The organism is Cognatundibacterium jejuense (assembly GCF_014284255.1).
In the GTDB taxonomy this organism is placed as follows: Bacteria; Pseudomonadota; Gammaproteobacteria; order Burkholderiales; family Burkholderiaceae_D; genus Undibacterium; species Undibacterium jejuense.
This window is the reverse complement of the sequence record NZ_JACOFV010000003.1, coordinates 85294-110107: the sequence shown is the minus strand read 5'-3', so window position 1 is coordinate 110107 and position 24814 is coordinate 85294. Positions and strand designations below refer to the sequence as shown.

The window sequence follows — 24814 nt, the reverse complement described above, 5'->3', positions numbered from 1 at the left end:
TATTCCTTACAAAATTGGATCAGGCATGGCTACTTTTCATTCCATGCCAACGAGAACCAGAAAGAGCGAAAGGCAAACATGCAAATCAACATGTTGCCATTCGCTCACAATTTAATGATTACTGGCAAGCTTCGCATTCTTCAAAACCTGGATCGCCAGGGCGCAGATAGCAAGCTGCGCCTTCCGCTTCTGGTGCAACTGGTGCTGCCGCAGGGACCGCAGGTGTAGCATTAAAACCCGCACTACCACCATCAACCGCTACCGCATTCAACGCACCCGTTTTTGATGTCGACTTTTCTGTATGTGTTGCACCAATGGTACGCAGGTAATAAGTTGTTTTCAAACCGCGTAACCATGCGAGTTTGTAGGTTTCATCCAGCTTTTTACCAGAAGCACCTGCCATATAAATATTCAGTGACTGTGCCTGATCAATCCATTTCTGACGACGGGATGCAGCCTCAACTAACCAGGATGGACTGATTTCAAACGCAGTCGCATACAACTCACGCAGATCTTCAGGGATACGATCAATACGCGCCAGGCTACCGTCAAAATATTTCAGGTCGGCGATCATGACTTCATCCCACAAACCGCGCAATTTCAGATCGCGAACCAGATGTTCGTTAATTTCTGTAAATTCGCCGGACAGGTTCGATTTCACATACAGGTTTTGGTAGGTCGGTTCGATACAAGCCGACACGCCAATGATGTTAGAAATCGTTGCTGTCGGTGCAATTGCGACGCAATTCGAGTTACGCATACCGTGTTGTTTGATACGTTCACGAACCACGGTCCAATCCATCGTTTCAGAGAAATCCGCTTCCAGATATCCGCCACGTTCTTCAGCCAGCATTTTCAAAGAGTCTTGCGGCAGGATACCTCTGTCCCACAAAGAACCTTTGTATGAGCTGTAAGTGCCGCGCTCTTCGGCCAATTCCGTCGACGCCAAGTAAGCGTAGTAGCACACTGCTTCCATCGAAGTATCAGCAAACTGCACTGCTTCCATCGACGCATAAGGAACGCGCATCATGTGCAAGCAATCCTGGAAACCCATGATCCCCATGCCGACCGGACGGTGGCGCAAGTTAGACTCACGCGCTTTCTGTACTGCATAGTAGTTAATGTCGATGACGTTATCAAGCATACGCATCGCAGTACGGATAGTTTTTTGCAACTTAGCGTGATCGAGCTTACCGTCTTTCATGTGCGCCGGCATATTGACTGAGCCCAGATTACATACAGCGATCTCAGATTCATTGGTGTTCAGAGTGATTTCTGTACACAAATTCGATGAATGAACGACGCCCACGTGTTGTTGTGGTGAACGGATATTGCAAGGATCTTTGAAAGTAATCCATGGATGGCCAGTTTCGAACAACATCGACAGCATCTTGCGCCACAGATCGAGCGCAGGGATTTTTTTAGATAGTTCTAATTCACCAGAAGCCGCTTTAGCTTCGTAAGCAAGATAAGCTTGTTCAAACGCTTTGCCAAATTTATCATGCAGATCAGGCACGTCAGATGGCGAGAACAAAGTCCAGTCGCCTTTTTCCATGACACGCTTCATGAACAGATCAGGAATCCAGTTGGCGGTGTTCATGTCATGCGTACGGCGACGGTCATCGCCAGTGTTTTTACGCAGATCGAGGAACTCTTCGATATCCATGTGCCATGTTTCGAGGTAGGCGCAGACCGCACCTTTGCGCTTACCACCCTGATTAACCGCAACTGCGGTGTCATTTACAACTTTCAGGAAAGGCACCACACCCTGAGACTTGCCGTTAGTTCCTTTAATATGTGCGCCGAGTGAACGTACCGGTGTCCAGTCATTACCCAGACCGCCAGCGTATTTAGCCAACAACGCATTTTCTTTAAGCGCATCGTAAATACCTGCCAGATCATCAGCAACCGTAGTCAGGTAGCAAGAAGACAGTTGCGAACGCTGTGTACCTGAATTGAACAAGGTCGGTGTCGAGCTCATAAAATCAAAGCTGGACAACAGGTTGTAAAATTCAATCGCGCGGGCATTGCGATCTTTTTCTTCTAAAGCCAGGCCCATCGCTACACGCATATAGAAAGCCTGTGGCATTTCGATGCGGGTACCGCGGACGTGCAGGAAATAACGATCATATAAGGTTTGCAAGCCAATGTAACTGAATTGCAAATCACGATCAGAAACCAGTGCCTTCGCCAGACGTTCCAGGTCGAACTCAGCTAATTTGGCGTCCAGCAATTCTGCGGCAATCCCTTTTTGTATGAACTGTGGGAAGTAAGTGACATATTCCGCGGCAGCATCTTGCTGCGCTACTTCTTTTGCAAAGACTTCTTTACGGATCGTGTGCAATAACAAACGCGCCGTCACCAGACTGTATGCTGGCTCTTTTTCCATCAGCGCACGTGCTGCCAGAATTGCAGATTTGTGCAATTCTTCTACTGGTACACCGTCGTACAGATTTTTCAGGGTTTCAGTCAGGATAGCTTCAGCATCTGCCAGCTTGTCCAGACCAACACAAGCAGCAGTAATCAAAGCGCGTACCTTTTCGATTTCCAGAACAACGCGTTGACCATCTATCAAGACGTGAATTTTCGGCAGTTGTGCTTGTGAAGCTTGTTGCGCTTCACGTTGTATGCGACGCTCTTCCTGATGTTTGGCACGATACAACACATATGCACGTGCCACATCATGTTCGCCGGAACGCATCAATGCCAGTTCAACCTGATCCTGGATATCTTCAATATGAAAAGTGCCACCAGTAGGTTGACGACGCACCAAGGCGGCGACCACTGTCGCAGTCAATTGCTCAACCAATTCGCGAACACGTGCCGATGCCGCGCCCTGACCGCCATTCACCGCCAAAAAGGCCTTGGTCATTGCAATGGCAATTTTGGATGGTTCAAATCCCACCACAGAACCGTTACGGCGAATCACGCGATATTCAGCGTAGTTCACAGCGAGTGTACCAGTGGGCGAACCTGTAGCAGCCAATAAGGAGCCAGATTCAATAAGAGATGTCGTTGATGTTTCAGTTGAAGAGTGCATTGAGCCTCCGGTGTCAGTTAGATCTTGATACGCAGCCAGTCTGTTTAAAACTCACTTAAAAGACCATCGCCACGCTCGGTTTTAATCGGTATTGCGCATCACTACAAATAGCTAAACTTCGCTAAATTTCGCTAAAAGTCGTGCTATTTCTTATTTTTCAAATCAATTGCAAAGACTAAGGGGGGAACAAGAAGCAAGAAAGGTAAAACAAGAAAAAACCACTACATATAGTGCACATTTTTTGAATAACCCTAATTCTAGTACCCCACCAAATCAGATGCAACCGCTATTTGGACATGAAAATGATTTATTTTTTATTGAAAATTCCATTTTAGCAATTGACTTTCAGGGAGCCACAGGAATCCGCAGCAGAATGCGTAAGTAAGCACTAACGGAAATTGAGATCGGTCTGAGAAAGCTGGAAATGTCAATGGCAAATAAGTCTAACCTGCATAGACATCAGGGGAATACTTGATCGTCTTTTGTAAGCGCACAAGACTGAAAAAATAATGCAACATTCAGCCAGCGCATCACCATCTCAGATTTTTATCAGCAAAGAAAAGTAGCCTGGATACTAATCCTGGATTTTTAACTTCTGAATCTGGTAGCGCAATTGTCGGAAACTGATTCCCAATAACTCCGCTGCCTGCGTCCGGTTATTATTGGTTTGAAGTAAAGCACGTCGTATCATTTCAGTCTCGACGCTTTCCAGGAAAGCGGGTAAAGAACACGGAAGATCTGTGGAAGAAAGCAAACTGGCAATGGGCGGCAACGGCGCACTTTCTGCTGGTACCAGTGTTGCGATTGGTGACACTTCCAGTAAAGGGTGAGCGATTTTTTGTGTTCCACGCATCGCAAGATCAACGACCTGAATACAGGAATCGTTAGCGAAGGCCAGCGCCCGCTCAAGTATATTTTCTAACTCCCGGACGTTTCCTGGAAAATCATACCCAGACAAGGCATACAAGGCCGCATCAGAGATCCGTATTCCATCCGCGCCCAGCTTATTCAAAATCGCAGCAGACAAATCGGCAATGTCTTCCAACCGCTCACGCAAAGGTGGTAAATGTAATTCAATCACATTCAACCGATAATATAGATCCTGGCGAAAACGTCCTTCAGCAACACATTTGGACAGGTTTTGATGGGTCGCACTGATAATACGAACATCGACCGCTTCTTCAATAGTCGCGCCGACTTTGCGGATACTACGCTCCTGAATGGCGCGCAAGAGTTTCACTTGCATCGCCAGCGGTAAATCAGCAACTTCATCGAGCATCAAGGTGCCACCGTTCGCAGCCTGAAAAAAACCTTCCCTGTCATCTGCCGCACCAGTGAATGCCCCTTTGCGATAACCAAAAAACTCGGCTTCCATTAAAGTTTCGGGTATAGCACCACAATTGACCGCAATAAACGGTTTATTTGCACGCGCACTACGGAAATGAATTTCGCGGGCAGCCAGTTCTTTACCGCTTCCCGATTCACCAGTGATAATGACGGGAGCCATACTGCGAGCCAAGCGGCCAATTTGTTCACGAACCGCCTGCATACCTGCTGAGCGGCCAATCAGGAATGAGTCAGGGATGATCGGAGTCACCTCGGTCATTGGTTGGGCTTTGAGCGCCACTTCGTTCATATCCAGCGCTGACCTGACTAATTTTCGTAACTGATCGAGAGCGACCGGTTTAGAAACATAATCAAACGCACCCGCTTTAAGGGCCACCACCGCATTGTCCGCACTTCCAAATGCAGTAATGACGGCAATTGGAGTAGTCTTATATAACGCGTTAACCTCCGCCACCAGCTCCATCCCAGAACCATCAGGTAAGCGCATATCGGTTAATACCAGGGAATATGTCTTTTGTGCCAGATACGAACGTGCATGGCTAATATTTTCTGCGCTATCCACGTCCAGCCCCATTTTAATGAGTGTGATCTCAAGCAGCTCACGTAAATGGGCTTCATCGTCAACGACAAGAATACGGGGACAGGCAGTAGCAGAAGTAGCACTCATCGTTATGCATTAAATCCAGAAAAATTAATTACAAACCTGCCGCTCGGCTCGGCATCGCCCGCATCGACACGGTATTCATAATCCAACAAAGAACGGTTATTTAAGCATAACTCACGCGCCATATATAAGCCCAATCCGGTTCCCATGCGCGAGGTCGTATAAAACGGTTCAAACAGATGTGCTCTGACATCATAGTTGATCGGTGGACCATCATCCTGAATATGCAATTCCTGTCTACCGGTGCCGTTTAACATGGCGTACAAACGCACACTTCCCGGTTTACCACTCGCATAACGAATCGCGTTTGACATTAAATTAGTCACGATCTCAATCAAATGACCGGGATCAAAGCGCACATAAAAATCGAATTCTGTACCAACTGAAATTAAATCTGGCGATAATTTCCGCATTTCAACAAACTCTTGAACGCAAGCATTGATTGCTTGCATTAACGAATAGGGCTCAACGTCATTTTTAGCCTTGCGTGACAGCTTCAAAATATCTTCGATCAACTGGTTTAGCCTTGTGACATTATCATCCACGATTTTTAAAAGGCGCTTCGCCTGCACTTTATTGTCTTCAATATTAGCAATATCTTCATTTAATAAAGAAGCTGCATACGAAATAGAAGACAAAGGATTGCGAACTTCGTGGGCGATACTCGCGGTTAAACGCCCCATTGAAGCTAATTTCAATTGTTGCGCCTGATTTTCAATATCGGAAACGTCCTGCATAAAAATAATAATGTAATCACCAGCAGGCTCATTGAGATGAAGAACATTGGCATCTTTAACCACAATAAAACGCAATTTGAGATGAGTCACGAATTGTTGACGCTCCGTACGCCCGGCCATATTGCCAGTTTCCGCACTAAATTTACTCAGCGTATTGGTATCATCGATGTAACACGGAATAGACACAAAAGACGCCTCTTCATCGAACACTGTCTTATTTCTTTCGGCACTACGTAGCTGCATATCCGTCAGGGTTTCTATCATAGGACGTAAAGCAACGATATTTGACAGCTTGATACCGACCATTTCTTTCGTTAAATTGCCGCCCAACATGCGTTCTGCAGCAGGATTGATCTCAAACATACGACCAGAATGATCCAGAACCAGAACGCCGTCCCCCATGTCGGCGATCACCAAGCGGTTAATCGCCTGCTGCATTTTCAATTCGTTTCCACGTTGAGTAGCCAATTTCTCTTGGCTGATCAAATTACTGGCCAGACGATTCACCAGATAAACAACAGCAAAATACGATGCGCCAAACAAACCAGCTTGCGAAATCAGATTGCCGTCACTCAATTCAAACGAACGATAGGCTCCTTCAACTAGCAGCAGCAGGCTGACAATGGCACAAAAAAAGAAGGCCCATAATAATGGCGTTAAAATCGCCACGCCCGCCAAAGGAAATAAAAACAAGATGCTCAATCCACCTTTGCCCCCACCCGATCCCAGATACAACAGCGAAATGACCAAAATATCCAAGGCAATCTGTGACAACAGCTGCAAGGCGAAATGTTGTTTGTGCGCAATTTTTAAAAGAAAAAAACTGATACTGGTAGTCACATAAACCAAGCAAATATTCTGAGCAAGTACGTGCGTATATACCCAAGCATCTTTCAGGCCAGATAAGTTCAATAAAAACAATAAACATAACGCGATAATAATGCGCGACAAATTTAAAGTTTGCAGTGAACGCCAGAACGAAGGGGTCGGTTCAGAAAAATTGGGAAAAATAGCCGACATTTTCACGTGATCATGCCAGTATTAGTGCGCATCGGCATGCGCAGCGGAACAATAAACATTTCCCCCACAATGTACCGCTTCCGAGGCCGGAAGATAAATATGGCAATGCGCACAGCTAACCATATTTTCAGCAACAGATTCTTGTTGAGCAGTACGCACTTCATCTGGCGTGGAAGCGGTCAAAGGCTTTGCTTTTTTTCTGATCGCTAAAACCACTAAAACAATAAAGATTAACCATACAACTAATTTCACGCGAGCCCCCTGTGTAACAAGACTTCCAGCACAAAGCGGCTACCAACATACGCCAACATTAAGGTCAAAAAGCCAGATAAAGTAAAACTAAGCACAGTCTTGCCGCGCCAGCCGCGCCAGTGGCGCCCAGCTAACAACACTGCAAATAACATCCAGGATAGTAAAGAAAGAATGGTTTTGTGATCCCACTTGAACGCCACCCCTAACACTTGCTCTGAAAAAACGACCCCCGACAACACCGTCATCGTCAATAAAACGAAGCCCAATGAAATTAAACGGAACAAAATCTTTTCCATCTTCATCAACGGCGGCAGATTATCGATCATCTGGTTGAGGCGCGGACTCAGCGGCTTAGAGCGAAGTTTGTGCAGGTGCTTATCCTGCAGCGTCATAATCATCGCGTGAAAGGCGGCAATTGTCAGGGTGCCATAAGCAAGCAGCGCAACCGCTACATGCCACGGAAACATCACTGTCTTTCCAGCAAGAAAAATCAAAGTACCCGGAAAAATAGCCGGCAATACAGTCACCAGAGCGACCGGAGGCAACAATAATAATTTTAAGCCTTCCAGTGAAAAATTACGGTTTTCCAGCAAATAAACAGAAACCGTGACCCATAGAGCCGACGACAGCATGACGGCAAAACCAACCCGTAAAGCATCACTCGAAAAAATACTGCCCCATAATGTCGCGCCATGCACCAGCCACGCGAGCACACTGAGGCTCACAGCCAAGGTACGCTGACCAGATGGAACAAAGAGTACGGCAAGATAAAGTGCCGCAGCTAAAAATGGTAAATAGATTTGCATCATCCAAGTTTACACCATGTAGATATTTTTTTTGAACTTGGATTGAACTCTTGACATTCATCAAAGATAAAACGAGCGCATTGATCACTAATCACCCTCATAGCAGCTCAAAACGGGCTCTCAATCTGGTTTAAGATATAGAAAGTAAGCTAAGTATTGAATTTAAGGTTTTTTTTGAACTTTTTAAACTATTTGCTCACTAAATACTGCGGTTATAAGAAGTACGGAAAATGAATCGAACCAGCGTAGTTATCGATCTGTGGATGATGCTACGAGAGCAACACAGCACTAGCGGTTGCGGTTTTAGAATTTCTCCGTCCCTTCCCTTATCTAATCAAATTAACTCATAAAATAACGATGAAAAAGACACTCATAACGCTAGCAGTCTTCAGTATTTACAATGTTGCCTATGCCGATGAAGGTATGTGGATGCCACAACAATTGCCACAAGTCGCCAAACAATTAAAAGCGGATGGTCTCAAACTTGACCCTGCAAATCTGACCAAATTGACTGAATTTCCTATGGGGGCAATCGTCAGCCTCGGTGGTTGTTCCGCATCATTTGTATCGCCACAAGGCCTGGTTATCACCAATCATCACTGTGTATATGGCAGCGTTGCGTACAACTCAAAACCAGAAAATAATCTATTAGCCAACGGTTTTTTTGCAAAAAGTCTGGATGAAGAGTTGCCAGCTTCACCTGGGTCCAGAGTTTTCGTGACTAAGGAAGTAACGAATGTCAGCAGCAAAATCATCGATAAAGACGTAGCTAAACTGACTGGTAAAAAACGGGTCGATGCTATCGAGAAAAATTCCAAAGCTATCGTTGCCGAATGCGAGAAAGATGCCGGACATCGCTGTAACGTCTATCCGTACTACGGCGGCCTGGAATTTTACTTAATTAAACAAATGGAAATTCGTGACGTGCGTTTGGTTCATGCACCTCCGGAAGGTGTTGGTAAATTTGGCGGTGACACAGACAACTGGATGTGGCCACGACACACTGGTGACTACGGTTTCTATCGCGCTTACGTCAGCAAAGACGGCAAAGCAGCTGACTACAGCAAAGACAACGTCCCTTACGTTCCTAAATTTTATCTGAAGCTGGCAAAAGAAGGCGTCAAAGAAGGCGATTTCGTCATGGCTCTCGGCTACCCGGGCCGCACCAATCGTCATCGACTGCCATCAGAAGTCGCTTACACCTTCGATTGGAATTACCCGGCGTTCGTGAAGTCCTCAGGCGAATCGCTGGCAATCATTGCCAAAGAAACCGCCAATGATCCGGATGCGAAGCTGAAGTACGCAAGCCAGGTTGCAGGTATCAATAATTACTACAAAAACCGTCAGGGCATGCTTGATAGCTATGCCAAGAGTGATTTCCTGGCCCGCAAAACCAAGGAGCATGAAGAACTCAAAGCATGGGTCAATAGCAACCCTGCCCGTGTCAAAGAATATGCACAGGATATTGCACAAGTTGAACAATTAATTGCCAAACGTGATGCAGAAGAGAAAAGTGATTTCTATCTGGATCGCTCTTTCCCACGTCTGCTCAATTCTGCTCGCGTAATGTATCGCCTTGCTAATGAAAGCGCTAAGCCAGACGCTGAACGCAAGGCTGGCTTCCAGACCCGTGATCTCCCACGCATCAAAGCAGGTATTGAATCTGTCGAACGCAGCTATGCTGAAAACGTCGACAAAGCATTGGTGCTGAACAACCTGAAGCAATACGCAGCACAAGCAAAGAACGAGCGCAATGCTGACTTTGATGCGGTGATGGGAATCAAAGATGGCATGTCTGACGCTGATTTGAAAGCATTGTTAGATCAAATGTATGCCGGTAGTAAATTAAGTGATAAAGCAACCCGGACTGCATGGTTAAGCAGTAAGCCGGCTGATTTTAAGACCAGTGACGATAGCTTTATCAAAGCTGCAGTAGCAATGTACGACGGCGGGCTGAAGCGCGAAGCGCATGAGGAAGAACTAGCGGGCAATCTGCAACAAGCGTATGCAAATTACATGAAAGCAAAAATCGCCTTCATGCAAAGCAAAGGAAAGGCCGTTTATCCTGATGCCAACAGCACTTTACGCGTAACGTTTGGTAACGTTGCAGGACGTGATCATGGTACTGCGGATGGACTCGCATGGTCTGCCTTTACGACAGTTGATGGCATTCCACCAAAAGCTACTGGTAGCGGTGAATTTAATGCACCAGCTGCGGAGTTAGCCGCAATTAAAGCACGCGACTTTGGTCAATATGCAGATTCAAAACTGAAAACCGTACCTGTCGCGTACCTCGCAACCTTGGATATTACGGGCGGTAACTCAGGTTCAGCAGCATTGAATTCCAAGGCTGAACTGATCGGCCTGGCATTTGATGGCACGCTGGATTCGATTATTTCTGATTGGGATTTCAACAAAGCAAACACACGTTCTATTCAAGTTGATATACGCTACATCCTATGGAACATGAAGCATGTAGAAAAATATGACCGCCTGATCAAAGAGATGAACGCAGAGTAAGTAACATCGATTCTCATCTAAATTTTGAAGTAAAAAAAACGCCGGAAATAAAAATCCGGCGTTTTTTTATAAGGATAATCATTTTGTAGATACCGTTATCCAATGCGAACCTGACTCGGACACAAAACCAAGGCCGTCCGCCCTCTCCCTACGGATTTACTGTTGCGAAAATACCCGAAACCATACTACTAACATCAATACCGCACAGACGACCCACACCACAACCGCAGAAAACAAAGTCATGCTCAATGAAGTACGCGTACTTAAAAAATAAACAGTACTAAGATAAGCAGCATAAGGAATTAAAGACCACAAACCAAATAAAGCGGTGGTTTGCAAAGCAGTCACGGAACGACTGCTTCCTATAACGACGTGAGCAATCAATGCGAATGTCGGAAATAAAGGAACCAGACCCGCCAACACAAAGTAACGGGATTGGGAAGCCAGAGCAATCAGCAAAACAGCAAAAGCACCGGTCAGACACTTCAGAAGTAAAGAAATCATTTTTCAACGTCGGCAATTCAGATTAAATCGCAGTCTAGCAGAGCAACGAACATGCTTCCCTCTGATTTTTTGTTTAAAAAATTCTTAGACTTGTCATCGGAAGCCACATTTTTTGATGAAAAAATGGAAAGTTTGCGCAAATTCTTTCGCAAGTGAGATAATCGGGCATTGTTTTTTCAAGACAAATTGATGGATAAGTTGCCTAAAGATCCCACTGCGGATCACCCCCAAGACGCACACCAGAGTCTGGACCCGGAAGACTGGAGTGCATTTCGCCAGCAGAGTCATCGTATGCTCGACGATATGCTGGATTTTGTAGAACATTTACGTGAACGCCCGGTCTGGCAACCCATTCCGCAAACATCCCGCGCTAAATTTCAGGTGACACTGCCACAGCAAGGTCAAAGCCTCGAAAGTGCGCATGAGACTTTCATGCAAGATATCTTGCCGTATGGGCCTGGAAATAGTCATCCCGGCTTCATGGGCTGGGTACAGGGCGGCGGCACGCCTGTCGGGATGTTGGCTGACATGTTAGCAGCTGGTTTAAATGCCAATGTTGGTGGTCGAGATCAAATGCCAGTGGAAGTCGAACGACAAATTGTACGTTGGATGCGTGAATTGTTTGCCTTTCCTGAAACTGCCAGCGGCGTCTTTGTGACTGGCACCTCAATGGCAAATCTGATGGCGGTGTTAGTCGCCAGAACCGTTGCGCTCGGCAAATCGGTACGTCAACAAGGTCTGAGAGAATTTGCGATGCAACTGACCGCTTACACCTCGGTGGAAGCACATGGTTGCGTAGCGCAAGCAATGGATCTGGCCGGTTTTGGTACCTCCGCATTGCGTCGGATTCCGAGCAATGATTTATTCGAGATGGATACACAAGCACTAGAGGCGGCTATCGAAGCTGATCGCGCTGCTGGATTTCAGCCCTTCTTCATTGCCGGAACAGCAGGAAGCGTCGATGTAGGTGCAGTTGATCCGCTCAATGAGATTGCCGATATTGCGGCTCGCCAGAATTGCTGGTTCCATGTCGATGGCGCTTTCGGTGCGCTCGGTATGATGTCCCCAAAAGTCGCGCCGCTATTGCAAGGGATTCAGCGTGCAGATTCGATTGCATTTGATTTTCATAAATGGGGACAAGTGCAATACGATGCTGGATTTTTATTAGTACGCGATGCGGCCCAGCATATGGATGCTTTTGCTGCACCTGTCGCCTACCTTCGCCGCGAGAGCCGTGGCCTGGCAGGCGGATCCCCTTGGCCATGCGATTTCGGCCCAGATTTATCGCGCGGTTTCCGTGCATTAAAGACCTGGTTTACTTTACAGGTTTATGGCACGGAAAAATTAGGCAACATCATTTCCCAAACCTGTGATCTGGCGCAATATCTGGTGCAGCAAATCAGCCAACATTCATCGCTGGAGTTAGTCGCACCAGTTGCGCTCAATGTGGTGTGCTTCCGTTATTTAGGTGAAACTAAATACAATTCAAGTCAACGCAATCTTGATGACTTGAATCGTGACATCGTGGCAGATTTACATGAATCCGGCATCGCTGTTCCCTCCACTACGACAGTCAGAGGGCAGCTCGCGATTCGTGTGGCGATTGTGAATCACCGCACACATCGTGGCGATCTTGATGCGATGCTCAATGCAGTCATTGCTGTGGGTAAAACTCGCACTGATCAAGCGACTGAGTAAAAGAAAAATTGAAAGAAAAAGTACCCCAATAAGCGACAAATCAATTACCGCAAAGGAAGTGTATGTCCGATCGCCTTGAGTTTGCCTCGCAAGCATTTGCCCCCTTCATTGGTGTTGCACCTTTGATGCGCCTCGCTTTCGCCAATGAAGATATAAAGCCTATCGGTGAAGCCTTGCTCAAACGGGCAGAGGAAAATATCACTGATGCCAATGCGTTAATGGATTGCTCGGTGTATTTACAAATCATCGGACACCACGATTTAGCCTTAGCAATGCAAGCTCAGGCAATCAAGACGCAGGCCTTATATTCGATTCCGGCAAAAAAATCAGCGCCAGGTATCAAACTATTGGTGATCATGGGGCCAGGCGATTTGATGTCCAATACACCGATAGAATTTTTAATAGAGGACTCGGACGTTGCCCTCGATATTTTATACCTATCACTTGATGCCAATTGGCCAGAGATCGTTCCTGAACATGATGTCATGTTAGTCGGCATTGCTGAATCGGAATCCAATCAGGCGTTGTTGAAAAAAGTGGGTTTATTTATTGCAAACTGGCCACGTCCCGTCATCAACTTGCCGGAATATATTGCACAAACATCACGCGATGGTGTGTGCGCTGCCTTGAGCGACTCCACGGGCATTGAGATGCCAGTTACAGTGCGCACTAACAGAACCACTTTAGGTCAGCTAAGTGCAGGAATAATCGACGTTCATACCTTACTTTCTGGTGATCATTTTCCACTGATCATACGACCATTAGGCTCGCATGCAGGCAAAGATCTGGAAAAAATTGAAGATGCAGATAGCCTGCAAGCCTATCTGGAGCGCATTCCTTCTGAGTACTTTTATCTTTCACGTTTTGTCGACTATCGCAGTGCCGATGGTTTATTTCGCAAATACCGGATTGCACTGATCGAAGGCAGACCCTATGTCTGCCATTTCGCGATTTCATCGCATTGGATGATTCACTACCTGAATGCAGGGATGGGAGAAAGCGCTGAAAAACGCGCTGAAGAAGCTGAATGCATGGCACACTTCGATGAAGAATTCGCAAAGCGCCATGCTACTGCTTTAGAAACGATCTACCAACGTATGGGTATGCAATATTTGGGCATCGATTGTGCGGAGACCCAGGATGGAAATTTACTGATTTTTGAGATCGACAATGCAATGGTAGTACATGCAATGGATCCGGCTGATATGTATCCATACAAAAAGCCAGCGATGCAAAAAGTTTTCAATGCCTTCAGACAAATGCTGGAAAATGCCCGCCACAAATCAACTGCGAACGTAGAAAATCCATGAAAGAATTTCCGGCAACGATTGATTTACTTGTCTCTGGTGGCGACTCCAGAATTACACCAAATCCACAAACCGGGCTAAATAAATACGGCTGTAGCACCTTGCCAGATAATGAGCTGACCGCCTTAGGTTCTTCCACCGCGTCGGTCATTTCATTGCGTGGAATGACCGCGGCGCAGGCCTTACGCAATCGATGCGCTCAACTGGTTCTACAAGATACGCAGCAACATATTTACGACCAGCAAATACGGGCCTTGCGATCAGAGTTCTTATCGCTGTGTGGACTCAGCGAAGAGGATAAAGTTGACGCTTTATTTGCCGCCTCTGGAACCGACATTCACCTATTACTAGCGCAGTGGTTGCAGCCTGATCTGACGGTCATGATAGATCCTGCTGAAACTGGCAGTGGCCTTGCAGCAGCCTTACAAGGCAAACATTTTAGTAGCGATTCAACCTGCGCCGGCGGCACTCCGGAAGGTGCCGCTGTCAGCGACTGGCGCGGTGAACTGCTTACACTGGCCGCGCGCTCGCAGGATGGTAAGCCACGTGATATCGCCAGTGTTGATGCCGAATTGCTCAAAATCGTAGAGCAAGCTGTTAAAACAAAAAAACGACTACTTTTAATACTGACTGACGTGTGCAAAACAGGTTTGATTTTCCCTGGCATTGCGAGCATCAAGAAATTGCAACAACGTTGGCCCGATCAAATCCAGGTAGTGGTTGATGCATGTCAATTTCGCTTATCAAAACAAAGCCTGCGTGCCTACCTCGTACACCATTTTTGTGTTGCACTGACAGGGTCAAAGTTTTTAGGGGGACCTACTTTTTCTGGTGCCTTACTCATTCCCCATTTGGTCGCGAATATCTGTCAAGAACGGATTTTGCACGAAGGCGCTCGCGCTTACTCCCACTCCGCAGACTGGCCAAGTGGCTATAAGGCGTCTTTGAATTTGCATCCCGGCACTAACTTTGGATTGCTACTGCGCTGGGAAGCGGCCATGGCGGAACTGCGTGAATTTGCACAACTGAACGAGCAACAAATTCGTCCATTTTTACAAGCATTCCGTAAAGCAGTCAGCGATCGAATACAACACGATCCTCACTTTGAAGCCGTTAGCAATCCTGCGCTTGATCGCAGCGAGATCGGTAGTGCAGGAAACTGGGATGAAGAACAAACCATTTTCCCATTCGTCATTTATCGTATTCTGAGTAATGGAGAAAAGCGTCCCTTAACCAGGAGTGAATCGGCAAAGGTTTATCAAGAATTACAACAACCTGCTGATGCACAACAACATCGTCGCTTTCAACTTGGGCAACCAGTTTTATGCGGCGAAAGAATGGGCACCCCAGTCAGCGCATTGCGAATTTGTATCAGTGCACCGATGCTCGTCTCAGCCCAAGAAAAACTGTCCGCCGAAAAAATCATTACTGAAGCGCTGCTAGCGTTTGAGCGTATTGTGGAGATTATTGATACGCTGTGAGTTGCGGCGCGTATTGTTGAAGAAAAGTTAGAAAGAAAACAAACGAAGCAATCACAAAGACGCCAAGTACAACTTTTATGATCAATGTGATCACTTATGCCGATTCGTGAATCAGATTACCTGCACCACCACTACCTATCGTTTCCGACAGGATTAAGGCTACCTTGGAAGGAATTTGCAATAAAACTTGTTTAGTCTCCTGGTCAACAACTCTCAGCACCATTTTATCGGACTGCTGGTCAACCGTGTATTCGATACTGCCAAAATGCGGCTGGGAATTTTGATTCAAAGCCGCTGCGGACTTTCTGAGGGAATCAGTTTCATTCGCCTGTGAAGAAGGGCTACCTGCATTAACATTGGCCGGGGCGACAGGATTGGATGTTTGATCGCTGATTATGGGCGAAGAACTGGAACTGACTGATGCGCTGGCAGCAGACGTCAATCCCACACCGTATTGAACGGGCGGGGACGATATAGCCACATTTGCTTGCCCGGAAAGAGCAATTGCGCTAAGGTCCATCACAAACTCCTCAACATCTTTTACATAATCATATTAGACACTAACTCAGCAATATGCGAGTTTTATTGGTATCGGTGATTCAATCTGAACCACATTCGATAAAAGTTTCTTTCCTCCCCCCTCAGTAAATCGTCAATCAGCTTCTTGATTTTTCGCCGATGATAAAACTAATTAAGGTAATTTTTCCATTGTCGGTGTTTTTTGTGTCAACACTACAGATAACTTGTAACATAATATATCAACATCAATATAGCCAATATACTCCCCCGATATTTGTAGAAAATATATGCTAAATCCCTTATCTGATAAGGGGAATTTTAAATACTGAGGGGAAGTATTTAACGTTTAAAAAAATGTAATGACGGCGTTTCAATATAAACCACACGCTTTTCTTTAGCCAAAATCCTAAGTTACGTATGCTAGGAGATTTTAGCAACTACAGGTCGATCGCATAGGTATACCCTTTCATCCCAATCAATCTACAATCGCCTGTTTCAATTCATCATTGTGGTGTCGTTGTTGCTCTTCCATTACTAATTGTCCCAACTCACGCTTCAATTCATTAAATTGAACCGAAGACGGGTCTCGCAAACGCGGTAAATCCAATAAAATATCCTTCTTCACAGTGCCAGGACGATAAGTCATCACGATGATCCTATCGGCGAGATAGATTGCCTCTTCGATGCTATGGGTCACAAAGATAATGGTCTTTTTCAACTCAGACCAGATACGTAACAGCTCATCTTGCAAGTTACGACGGGTCAAGGCATCCAGTGCACCAAAAGGTTCATCCATCAACATAATCGGTGAATCCAGCGCCAGCACACGCGCAATCGCAACGCGTTGCCGCATCCCACCCGATAAGTCTTTAGGGTAACGCTGCCGGAATTCATACAGACCCAACATCTGCAATAAGTTGCTGACACGTTGCTCGATATCGACGTTTTTCATTCCCTTGATTTCAAGGCCAAAAGCAATGTTTTTTTCCACCGTCATCCACGGAAATAAAGCATATTCCTGGAATACCATACCGCGATCAGGACCTGGTTCTCTGACCTCCTTACCGTTAGCAATGATGCTACCGTCGGATGGTAAAGCAAAGCCCGCGATCGCATTAAGCAAAGTTGATTTGCCGCAACCGGATGGCCCTAGCAGACAAACAAACTGTCCTTCGGGTATCTCCAAATTAATATCATGCAGAGCAACCACTTCTTTATCAGCAGTCTTAAATATTTTGTTTACTGCATTGATCTCAATGTGCGCAGACATCGTCATTTTAATTCTCCAATCCACGGTGCCAACGCAGTAAATGCTTATTCAACTTATTCATCGCCAGGTCAATTGCCAAGCCCAACAGACCAATACTAACCATGCCAACAATAATTTTGTCAGACCAAAAATATTCGCGTGCTTCCAGAATACGGAAACCCAGACCGTTATTGACGGCAATCATTTCTGACACAATCACGACAATGAAAGCGGTGCCGATACCAATCCTCACACCCGACAAGATATAGGGCACGGCGGCCGGTAACATGACTCTTAAAAACATGGTCGACTGACTTGCACCTAAATTTCGCGCTGCACGAATATAAATACTATCGACATGATGAACGCCCGCAATGGTGTTCATCAGTACAGGGAAAAAAGCGCCAATAGAGATCAAAAAAATCGCCGGAGGATTACCCAATCCAAACCACAAAATCGACAAAGGAATATACGCGATTGGCGGAATAGGACGCAACACCTGCAATAGTGGGTTAAACCATGCATACACGCGGGCACTCGATCCCATGAGCAACCCCAAAGGTAAGGCCAGCCCTGCACCAACAACAAAACCAACGATGACGCGATACATGGTACCCATCGTATCTCTCAGCAACTCGCCCGACAATGTCCATGCTAACCAACTTTCGCTGGCTGGATCGTAAGGTGTCATTGGCGATGCATATTCCAACCATTTTTTGAGCACCGCCCATGGCGACGGCAAGACTTGCGGATTCACCCACTCCAGACTACAGGCAGCTTGCCATATCGCGATCAGCACAACGGGGACAACGAGTCCAGCGCCAATTTCACGCCACTTCAATTTCATATCAATTTCCTGTCTTGATTAAAAAAGCAGAAAGACATGCGCCTGCCTTCAGCCTTTTTGTCACCATCAGCATTACTGAATGTTCAGTGTTTTCTTTGCTTGTTCTAACAAATCGGTTTTTACCCAATCTTTAGCAATTGGTGGCTTCGCCATTTTTCCGACGCCATACTTTTGCATCAAATCAGTGGTGATCTGAACATGTTCAGCCGTGATGTCATAGGTGTAAGGAGAATTTTCTATTGCATTAATAAAATCTTCATGATTGACCTGACCTTTGAACATGTTTTCACGCACATATTTTTCTGCCAGTGCTTTATTGTCGATAAAGGTTTTAGTTGACTCAACAAAGCAGCGCATAAATTTTTCAGCGGTTGGGCGATGTTCTTTATAAAATTTTTCAGTCATCACCATCGTCCGCACCGGTTCTCCGATTGCGGTGTCATACGGTTTGATAATTTCTTTACCAAATCCTTTGCTCAGAGCTTGCGACGAATATGGCTCAGATTGCATCATGGCATCGATATTTTTCCCCATCAGTGCCTGATTCAAATCCGGAAAGCCAAGGTAAATAATTTGTACATCTTTTCCTGGTTGATCTGAATATGTCAGACCGTTTTGCGATAATTCGGCGGCCAGCAAAATATCCTGGATACCACCACGTGTGACGCCGACTTTTTTGCCTTTCAAATCTTTCACGGTTTTCAAAGGCAAATCGCTACGTCCAACCAAACGTACTCCGCCTTTGGCAAAACCTGCAACCAAATAAATCGGCGTGCCGCTGGCGCGCGCAGAGATGACTGCTTCTGAGGACACGGCTGCAACATCGAGTTCACCAGCAATTACCGCCTGCATGGCATCGAGGCCTTTTGGAAACACTCGCTCGTCGACTTTGATACCGCATTTCGGTGCAATTTCTTTGATATACGACACGGCACCGTAATGGGCAAATTTAAGATTTCCTAAGCGAACTGCTTCTTGTGCTTGCGCTTGCAATGCGACACTAGTGATCCCAGCCAACATCAACGCGCTGACCAATATTTTTCTAAACATGCCTATCTCCTGTCTCAATTATTTGTACACATGCATTTCTGCAGACTTATTTTGCTGTCTTAGTATGATAGCTGAACTCCATACAAAGTTGATACTTCTACAAAAAGCCCGTCTATCAAAGCGAATTGCGACGGCAAATCACGCTGATCAGGTAAAATGCCAGATTAATTTGCATAAGCAGATGACGATAGACTGGTATTTCATTCGATTCACTATCGAATAAGACGCTGATGACATCGCTTTACATCGTCTTCGCTTGGCAATCATTGCAATTTTTCAAAGAAAATCTATTCTTCGCTATGCTTGATAATCTTACCCAACGCCTCGCCAAAGTCGTCAAGACCATGCGCGGCGAAGCCCGCCTGACTGAATCTAATACCGCTGACATGCTGCGCGAAGTGCGCATGGCCTTGCTGGAAGCCGACGTTGCCTTACCAGCCGTCCGTGAACTGATCGCCCGTGTTAAAGAAAAAGCCATGGGCGAAGAGGTTATTTCCTCTTTAACGCCAGGACAAGCACTGGTAGGTGTCGTACAAAAAGAATTGGCAGCCTTAATGGGTGCCGATCTGGGTGAAGAAGCATCGCAACTCAGTTTTGCTTGCCAACCACCTGCAATTATTTTGATGGCTGGCTTGCAAGGTGCGGGTAAAACCACGACCGTTGGTAAATTAGCTAAATATTTACGCGAACAGAAAAAGAAAAAAGTTCTTACTGTTTCCGCCGACGTTTATCGCCCCGCTGCGATTGCACAGTTGCAAACTGTGACAGAACAAGTTGGTGCTGACTTTTTCCCATCCACACCAGATCAAAAGCCAGTCGATATCGCGCTGGCAGCCTTAGATTTTGCAAAAAAGCATTACCATGATGTCTTAATTATCGATACTGCTGGTCGTCTAGGTATTGACGAGGCGATGATGCAAGAAATCGCTGCGGTTCATGCAGCAGTCAACCCAATTGAAACGCTGTTTGTGGTTGATGCCATGTTGGGTCAGGATGCCGTTAACACTGCCAAAGCCTTTAACGATGCGCTGCCATTGACTGGTGTAGTACTGACCAAGCTCGATGGTGATTCACGCGGTGGTGCGGCTCTATCCGTGCGCCACGTCACTGGCAAACCAATCAAATTTGTCGGAGTTGCTGAAAAACTCGATGGTCTCGAGTCCTTTGATGCGACCCGCATGGCAAATCGCGTCCTGGGTATGGGCGACATTCTGGCCTTGGTCGAATCGGCGCAAAAAGGCATGGACGTTGCCGCAGCACAGAATTTAGCGCATAAGCTCAAAGACGGCGGCAAGTTCGACCTCAATGATTTCAAAATGCAGATGTCGCAAATGAAAAACATGGGTGGCTTGTCCGGTTTGATGGATAAGTTGCCGGCACAAATGCAACAGGCAGCGGCTGGCGCCAATATGGATCAGGCCGAAAAACAAGTCCGTCGCATGGAAGGCATGATCAATTCCATGACCCCTTTGGAACGTGCCAAGCCTGAATTAATCAAAGCTTCGCGCAAGCGCCGTATCGCGGCCGGTGCGGGCGTACAGATTCAGGAAGTCAACCGCATGCTGGCGCAATTTGAACAAATGCAGAGCATGATGAAAAAGTTACGCGGTGGCGGCATGATGAAAATGTTGCGCAGCATGAAGGGCATGATGCCTGGAAAGCGCTGATTTTTTCAGCGACAAAATACATCACAGAAATTTGCCGTTTCAGAGGGGAAAACGCTCTGAAACGGCTTTTTTTCGTACTTAAATCCAACGAAGCCCGATTTCCTGCATATTTTCGTCGAAAAGCTGCAAAAAACACTTGCATCAGTGTAAAAAGCGCACCACTATTAGCAGTGCGTAAAGTGACGCAATGCAGGAGCTTTTCAACTATGATCAAAGCTCCGTCCACGAAATTTGTGAAGGAGGCTATTTATGGCAACAGCACCAAAAAAACCAGCAGCAAAAGCAGCCGCTAAACCAGCAGCTAAGCCAGCAGCAAAACCTGCCGCAGCGGCCAAAAAGCCAGTAGCAGCAAAAGCAGCAGCGCCTAAAAAAGCAGCAGCTAAACCAGCAGCAGAGCGCAAGCCAAACGCAGCGTTCATGAAACCAATGACTATCTCCCCAACTTTGGCGGCAGTGATCGGTGCAGCACCAATTCCACGTACTGAAGTCACTAAAAAAGTATGGGAATACATCAAGAAGCACAATCTGCAAGATGCAGAAAACAAACGCAACATCAACGCGGATGACAAACTGAAAGCTGTTTTCGACGGCAAAAAGCAAGTTTCCATGTTCGAAATGACTAAACTCATTTCTGGTCACCTGTCCTGATTCTTAGTTCCGGTTACTAAAGTTGCTTTGGGAGACTTAAAGGGAAGTAGTTAGTGTCCCATCCCAAACAAAAATGCCCGCATCGCGCGGGCATTTTTGTTTGGTGAAGCAGCATCTTTACAATCGTTTAAAAGCTCATCTGACCCGGGCATGTCATTACACGCATTCCCTGCCCCTCACGTTGGATGATGGTTGCTCCCCCTGCGGAATTTGGGGCTGATACACAGTAAGAACCTAAGCCGGAGGTCACTTTGGTGATTAATGTCCCATCAGCAGTCGTATAGGTTTGATAGATCAATTCCTGATTTTTAGCGGCGGCAGCGATATTTTTTTTAAAGGCTTCAAACGAACCTTTGGCGGCGATAAGCTCTTGTGGAATCCGGTTTGGAAAGTCTTTTCTGAGATCTTTATCCATGTCTTTGGCGAGTTGCGTGACATCACGATTAATCATCCGTGGAACAGGTTCGGCGACAGACTCAACAGTGATCGTTTCTGATGGCGCGACGATATTGGCAGCAGACTCTACAGTTCGATTAGTGAGCACGTTTCTCTGCGCCTCGATATGAGCTGAGCGCGCTTTGGCGGGAAGGGGCTTATCTGCCGCTGGTGTTATTGTCGGCTTGGTTGGTGATAACAACCAGATCAACCTGGTTGAGCGTGACGATTTTTGGCTCTGCAGATAAGTATTAAACTTGGGAATCAAGCTGATGATCGCCATATGCGCAGCGACTAGCAGGATAAAAATCAGTGAATGCAATAATTTATTTTCGGTACCAGATGAAAATGGACTTATGGCAGTCGCTGTTGTCATTTTTTGTATTCCCAGTTCTTCCAGTTAGCTAGCACTGCATTTGGGTATTCGGGTTTACCACGACTGCCGTTATAGCGACCAAGAGCAAGGTATAAATCACCTTTTTCCATATCGATGTACATACGCAAAATCGAGCATCCGTAACGCAAATTAGTTTGCATTTTAAATAGCATCTTGGCGTTACCATCGCCGATCACGCGCGACCAGAATGGCATAACCTGCATATAGCCACGCGCCCCAACAACAGACGTCGCGTATTTACGAAATCCCGATTCGACTTGCATGAGTCCCAATACCATTGCCGGATCAAGACCCGCACGTTTTGATTCGTACCAAACCGTTTCGAGAAATTCTATACGGGTTTGATAATCGGGGATGCGACGTTTTAAACGTACCGACATTTCACCCAACCAGTTCAGGTATTTAATACGTTCATCAATATTAGTGAAGCTGGGTTTAGGTGGACTAGCATCAGAAACAGCTTTTGACAGCGCTAGACGCACCGAGTCAGCCATTGCTTCTTCTAGTTGGTTACCAGCCATCGCCTGAGGGGAAAGCCCCAAACCAAGTAGCGCGGCACATATGCTTATGAGGAGGGCAAAAAAACGGGTGGAGATCAACTTCACTTTTGATTATTTCCCAAAGGAAGGGAGGAGTATTTTGCAATCATCTGAATTTAACTTTAGCCTGAAACAGCAGGAGATCCAGCCTGCGCTTGAAAGATAATCTCGGGCGGGTGAAACCCGCGCCGCCTGTTAAACTCGGTCGATGAAAAATCCCCTTGCTGTTCATCATATTTTTATCAGCAACAAAATTATCAACAACAAAAAGGATATTTAAATACTCCAACCCTGAATTAAAGCAGTGGTTAACTTATCGCCAAAAAAAACAGGTTCAAGTTGCCAGTTTCGCTTTAACAAATGCCAACATCTCTTCGACAGGAACAATCGTTGCCTCGGCATCTCGGCGGCCAACGTATTCCAGCTTGCCGTCTTTGAGACCACGGTCACCGATAACGATGCGATGTGGTACGCCGATCAACTCCCAATCAGCAAACATCGCACCAGGACGCTCACCACGGTCATCCAAAATTACGTCAACGCCTGCGGCCAGCAAAGCTTGATACAGCTTCTCTGTCTCGGTTTTAACGGCATCGCTTCGGTCCATTCCCATCGGGCAGATTACTACTTCGAACGGCGCAATCGAGGTTGGCCAGATGATGCCTTTATCGTCGAAATTCTGTTCAATAGCAGCACCCAGAATACGCGTTACGCCGATACCGTAGCAGCCCATTTGTAATAATTGTGGCTTGCCGTTTTCATCCAGGAAGGTGGCCTTCATGTCTTGTGAATAGCGGGTACCTAACTGGAATACGTGACCAACTTCGATACCGCGTTGAATCGCTAATACGCCTTTCCCATCTGGTGAAGGATCGCCATCAACGACATTACGCAGATCAGCAACAAGCCCTTCGGGAATATCGCGCCCCCAGTTTGCACCGGTGAAATGGAAATCAGCTTCATTTGCACCGACGACAAAGTCAGCCATATTCGCTACGGTACGATCAGCAACGATGTGGACTGCTTTCTTAGTGTTGATAGGACCAAGATAGCCTGGCTTGGTGCCAAACCATTCAACGATCTCTGCTTCGGTCGCCATGCGGTGATTCGCCAGACCCGGAACCTTTGCAGTCTTCACTTCATTCAATTCATGGTCGCCGCGCAACAACAACAGCCAGACTTGTTTACCAGCTTCGCCTTTTTCCTCGTCTTCTACCGTCAAAACGATAGATTTCACGGTGTTTTGCAGAGGAATGCTCAACAATTCAGCCACATCTTCGCACTTGGCTTTGCCTGGGGTTGCTGTTTTGGTCAAGGCTGCACTTGCTGCTGGACGTTCAGTGCTCAGAGCCAAAGCTTCTGCGGCCTCCATATTGGCCGCGTAGTCGGAAGTCGGGCAATACACTAAAGCATCTTCGCCAGTCTCAGCAATGACGTGAAATTCATGCGATCCAGAGCCACCGATCGCACCGTTATCCGCAGCTACAGCACGGAATTGCAAGCCAAAACGCTGGAAAATCCGGGTGTAAGCATCAAACATGATTTGATACGATTGCTTCAGACCTTCAACGTTACGATCAAAAGAGTACGCATCTTTCATGGTGAATTCGCGGCCACGCATCAATCCAAAGCGCGGACGACGTTCGTCACGGAATTTGGTTTGGATGTGGTAAAAATTCACTGGCAACTGGCGATACGAACGAATATCGGAACGTACAACATCAGTAATCGCTTCTTCGGAAGTCGGTTGAATAATGAAATCGCGGCCATGGCGGTCTTTCACGCGCATCAATTCAGGGCCCATTTTGTCCCAGCGACCGGTTTCTTGCCATAATTCGGCAGGCTGGACGACAGGCATCAGCATTTCAATGGCTCCAGCACGATTCATTTCTTCGCGGATAATATTTTCTACTTTACGAATCACGCGCAAGCCCATCGGCATGTAGTTATAGATGCCAGAACCAAGGCGTTTGATCATGCCGGCACGCATCATCAGTTTATGGCTGACGACTTCGGCATCGGCAGGGGCTTCTTTAAGTGTAGAAATAAAAAATCGAGTAGCTCGCATGACAGTGATTCTTTTTAAA

At 46.4% G+C, this 24814-nt stretch carries 19 protein-coding genes; 6 read left to right on the top strand and 13 right to left on the bottom strand.

Features of this window, described 5'->3' with window-relative positions; genetic code table 11:
* Window positions 1-118: 118 nt before the first annotated feature.
* From H8K32_RS04790 to H8K32_RS04770, 5 genes are all read right to left on the bottom strand, one after another.
* Window positions 119-3040 (bottom strand): ribonucleoside-diphosphate reductase subunit alpha, encoded by a 2922-nt coding sequence (locus tag H8K32_RS04790; RefSeq protein WP_186911339.1) that lies wholly within the window; start codon window positions 3038-3040, stop codon window positions 119-121.
* Between the two features lie 574 nt (window positions 3041-3614).
* A complete protein-coding gene (locus H8K32_RS04785; protein WP_186911338.1) occupies window positions 3615-5054 on the bottom strand; it encodes a sigma-54-dependent transcriptional regulator in 1440 nt (479 codons plus the stop codon).
* Between the two features lie 2 nt (window positions 5055-5056).
* Complete coding sequence (locus H8K32_RS04780) at window positions 5057-6808, bottom strand: two-component system sensor histidine kinase NtrB (protein ID WP_186911337.1); 1752 nt, start codon at window positions 6806-6808, stop codon at window positions 5057-5059.
* Between the two features lie 21 nt (window positions 6809-6829).
* Window positions 6830-7060 carry a PP0621 family protein gene (locus H8K32_RS04775; protein ID WP_186911336.1) on the bottom strand — a complete coding sequence of 77 codons (231 nt, stop codon included), beginning with the start codon at window positions 7058-7060 and terminating at the stop codon, window positions 6830-6832.
* Window positions 7057-7866 (bottom strand): cytochrome C assembly family protein, encoded by an 810-nt coding sequence (locus H8K32_RS04770; RefSeq protein ID WP_186911335.1) that lies wholly within the window; start codon window positions 7864-7866, stop codon window positions 7057-7059. The genes H8K32_RS04775 and H8K32_RS04770 overlap by 4 nt, the downstream gene beginning before the upstream one ends.
* A 357-nt stretch (window positions 7867-8223) precedes the next feature.
* Between H8K32_RS04770 and H8K32_RS04765 the strand changes: the two genes are divergently transcribed.
* Window positions 8224-10386, top strand: coding sequence for a S46 family peptidase (locus H8K32_RS04765; RefSeq protein ID WP_186911334.1), 2163 nt, complete (start codon window positions 8224-8226; stop codon window positions 10384-10386).
* Window positions 10387-10542: 156 nt separating this feature from the next.
* On the opposite strand, the gene H8K32_RS04760 is transcribed toward H8K32_RS04765, so the two are convergent.
* A complete protein-coding gene (locus H8K32_RS04760; protein WP_186911333.1) occupies window positions 10543-10890 on the bottom strand; it encodes a GlpM family protein in 348 nt (115 codons plus the stop codon).
* A gap of 189 nt (window positions 10891-11079) precedes the next feature.
* Here H8K32_RS04760 and H8K32_RS04755 point away from each other — a divergent pair, with 189 nt between their 5' ends.
* The 3 genes from H8K32_RS04755 to H8K32_RS04745 all read left to right on the top strand — a co-directional run bounded on the left by H8K32_RS04755 (window position 11080) and on the right by H8K32_RS04745 (window position 15376).
* Window positions 11080-12588 carry a pyridoxal phosphate-dependent decarboxylase family protein gene (locus H8K32_RS04755; RefSeq protein WP_186911332.1) on the top strand — a complete coding sequence of 503 codons (1509 nt, stop codon included), beginning with the start codon at window positions 11080-11082 and terminating at the stop codon, window positions 12586-12588.
* 62 nt (window positions 12589-12650) lie between these two features.
* Window positions 12651-13898: an ATP-grasp domain-containing protein gene (locus H8K32_RS04750; protein WP_186911331.1), complete on the top strand. Its 1248-nt coding sequence runs from the start codon at window positions 12651-12653 to the stop codon at window positions 13896-13898.
* The gene (locus H8K32_RS04745; RefSeq protein ID WP_186911330.1) at window positions 13895-15376 is read left to right on the top strand and encodes a hypothetical protein; all 1482 of its coding nucleotides are present in this window, start codon (window positions 13895-13897) and stop codon (window positions 15374-15376) included. The genes H8K32_RS04750 and H8K32_RS04745 overlap by 4 nt, the downstream gene beginning before the upstream one ends.
* Window positions 15377-15470: 94 nt before the next feature.
* On the opposite strand, the gene H8K32_RS04740 is transcribed toward H8K32_RS04745, so the two are convergent.
* From H8K32_RS04740 to H8K32_RS04725, 4 genes are all read right to left on the bottom strand, one after another.
* Entirely contained in the window at window positions 15471-15896 is a 426-nt protein-coding gene (locus H8K32_RS04740; RefSeq protein ID WP_186911329.1) for a flagellar protein FlaG, read from the bottom strand.
* A gap of 474 nt (window positions 15897-16370) precedes the next feature.
* On the bottom strand, window positions 16371-17165 hold the full coding sequence (locus H8K32_RS04735) for an ABC transporter ATP-binding protein (protein ID WP_186911477.1): 795 nt from the start codon (window positions 17163-17165) through the stop codon (window positions 16371-16373).
* Window positions 17166-17172: 7 nt separating this feature from the next.
* The gene (locus tag H8K32_RS04730) at window positions 17173-17991 is read right to left on the bottom strand and encodes an ABC transporter permease (protein WP_186911328.1); all 819 of its coding nucleotides are present in this window, start codon (window positions 17989-17991) and stop codon (window positions 17173-17175) included.
* Between the two features lie 72 nt (window positions 17992-18063).
* Complete coding sequence (locus tag H8K32_RS04725; RefSeq protein WP_390312187.1) at window positions 18064-19011, bottom strand: ABC transporter substrate-binding protein; 948 nt, start codon at window positions 19009-19011, stop codon at window positions 18064-18066.
* A gap of 329 nt (window positions 19012-19340) precedes the next feature.
* Between H8K32_RS04725 and ffh the strand changes: the two genes are divergently transcribed.
* Window positions 19341-20708: a signal recognition particle protein gene (ffh, locus tag H8K32_RS04720; RefSeq protein ID WP_186911476.1), complete on the top strand. Its 1368-nt coding sequence runs from the start codon at window positions 19341-19343 to the stop codon at window positions 20706-20708.
* Window positions 20709-20957: 249 nt separating this feature from the next.
* A complete protein-coding gene (locus H8K32_RS04715) occupies window positions 20958-21356 on the top strand; it encodes an SWIB/MDM2 domain-containing protein (RefSeq protein ID WP_186911326.1) in 399 nt (132 codons plus the stop codon).
* 127 nt (window positions 21357-21483) lie between these two features.
* Here the strand turns inward: H8K32_RS04715 and H8K32_RS04710 are convergent, their stop codons facing one another.
* The 3 genes from H8K32_RS04710 to H8K32_RS04700 all read right to left on the bottom strand — a co-directional run bounded on the left by H8K32_RS04710 (window position 21484) and on the right by H8K32_RS04700 (window position 24795).
* The gene (locus H8K32_RS04710) at window positions 21484-22167 is read right to left on the bottom strand and encodes a hypothetical protein (protein WP_186911325.1); all 684 of its coding nucleotides are present in this window, start codon (window positions 22165-22167) and stop codon (window positions 21484-21486) included.
* Window positions 22164-22709 (bottom strand): lytic transglycosylase domain-containing protein, encoded by a 546-nt coding sequence (locus H8K32_RS04705; RefSeq protein ID WP_186911475.1) that lies wholly within the window; start codon window positions 22707-22709, stop codon window positions 22164-22166. Before H8K32_RS04705 ends, H8K32_RS04710 begins: the two co-directional genes overlap by 4 nt.
* Before the next feature lie 352 nt (window positions 22710-23061).
* Complete coding sequence (locus tag H8K32_RS04700; RefSeq protein WP_186911324.1) at window positions 23062-24795, bottom strand: proline--tRNA ligase; 1734 nt, start codon at window positions 24793-24795, stop codon at window positions 23062-23064.
* Window positions 24796-24814: the final 19 nt, after the last annotated feature.

Excerpts from the sequence above, each read along its gene's own strand:
- H8K32_RS04705 (WP_186911475.1), bottom strand. The coding sequence starts at position 22,709 with ATGGCTGGTAACCAACTAGAAGAAGCAATGGCTGACTCGGTGCGTCTA.
- H8K32_RS04725 (WP_390312187.1), bottom strand. The coding sequence starts at position 19,011 with ATGTTGGCTGGGATCACTAGTGTCGCATTGCAAGCGCAAGCACAAGAA.
- ffh (WP_186911476.1), top strand. The coding sequence starts at position 19,341 with ATGCTTGATAATCTTACCCAACGCCTCGCCAAAGTCGTCAAGACCATG.
- H8K32_RS04715 (WP_186911326.1), top strand. The coding sequence starts at position 20,958 with ATGGCAACAGCACCAAAAAAACCAGCAGCAAAAGCAGCCGCTAAACCA.
- H8K32_RS04760 (WP_186911333.1), bottom strand. The coding sequence starts at position 10,890 with ATGATTTCTTTACTTCTGAAGTGTCTGACCGGTGCTTTTGCTGTTTTG.
- H8K32_RS04790 (WP_186911339.1), bottom strand. The coding sequence starts at position 3,040 with ATGCACTCTTCAACTGAAACATCAACGACATCTCTTATTGAATCTGGC.
- H8K32_RS04710 (WP_186911325.1), bottom strand. The coding sequence starts at position 22,167 with ATGACAACAGCGACTGCCATAAGTCCATTTTCATCTGGTACCGAAAAT.
- H8K32_RS04700 (WP_186911324.1), bottom strand. The coding sequence starts at position 24,795 with ATGCGAGCTACTCGATTTTTTATTTCTACACTTAAAGAAGCCCCTGCC.
- H8K32_RS04765 (WP_186911334.1), top strand. The coding sequence starts at position 8,224 with ATGAAAAAGACACTCATAACGCTAGCAGTCTTCAGTATTTACAATGTT.
- H8K32_RS04750 (WP_186911331.1), top strand. The coding sequence starts at position 12,651 with ATGTCCGATCGCCTTGAGTTTGCCTCGCAAGCATTTGCCCCCTTCATT.
- H8K32_RS04730 (WP_186911328.1), bottom strand. The coding sequence starts at position 17,991 with ATGAAATTGAAGTGGCGTGAAATTGGCGCTGGACTCGTTGTCCCCGTT.
- H8K32_RS04770 (WP_186911335.1), bottom strand. The coding sequence starts at position 7,866 with ATGCAAATCTATTTACCATTTTTAGCTGCGGCACTTTATCTTGCCGTA.
- H8K32_RS04785 (WP_186911338.1), bottom strand. The coding sequence starts at position 5,054 with ATGAGTGCTACTTCTGCTACTGCCTGTCCCCGTATTCTTGTCGTTGAC.
- H8K32_RS04745 (WP_186911330.1), top strand. The coding sequence starts at position 13,895 with ATGAAAGAATTTCCGGCAACGATTGATTTACTTGTCTCTGGTGGCGAC.
- H8K32_RS04755 (WP_186911332.1), top strand. The coding sequence starts at position 11,080 with ATGGATAAGTTGCCTAAAGATCCCACTGCGGATCACCCCCAAGACGCA.
- H8K32_RS04780 (WP_186911337.1), bottom strand. The coding sequence starts at position 6,808 with ATGTCGGCTATTTTTCCCAATTTTTCTGAACCGACCCCTTCGTTCTGG.
- H8K32_RS04735 (WP_186911477.1), bottom strand. The coding sequence starts at position 17,165 with ATGTCTGCGCACATTGAGATCAATGCAGTAAACAAAATATTTAAGACT.
- H8K32_RS04740 (WP_186911329.1), bottom strand. The coding sequence starts at position 15,896 with ATGGACCTTAGCGCAATTGCTCTTTCCGGGCAAGCAAATGTGGCTATA.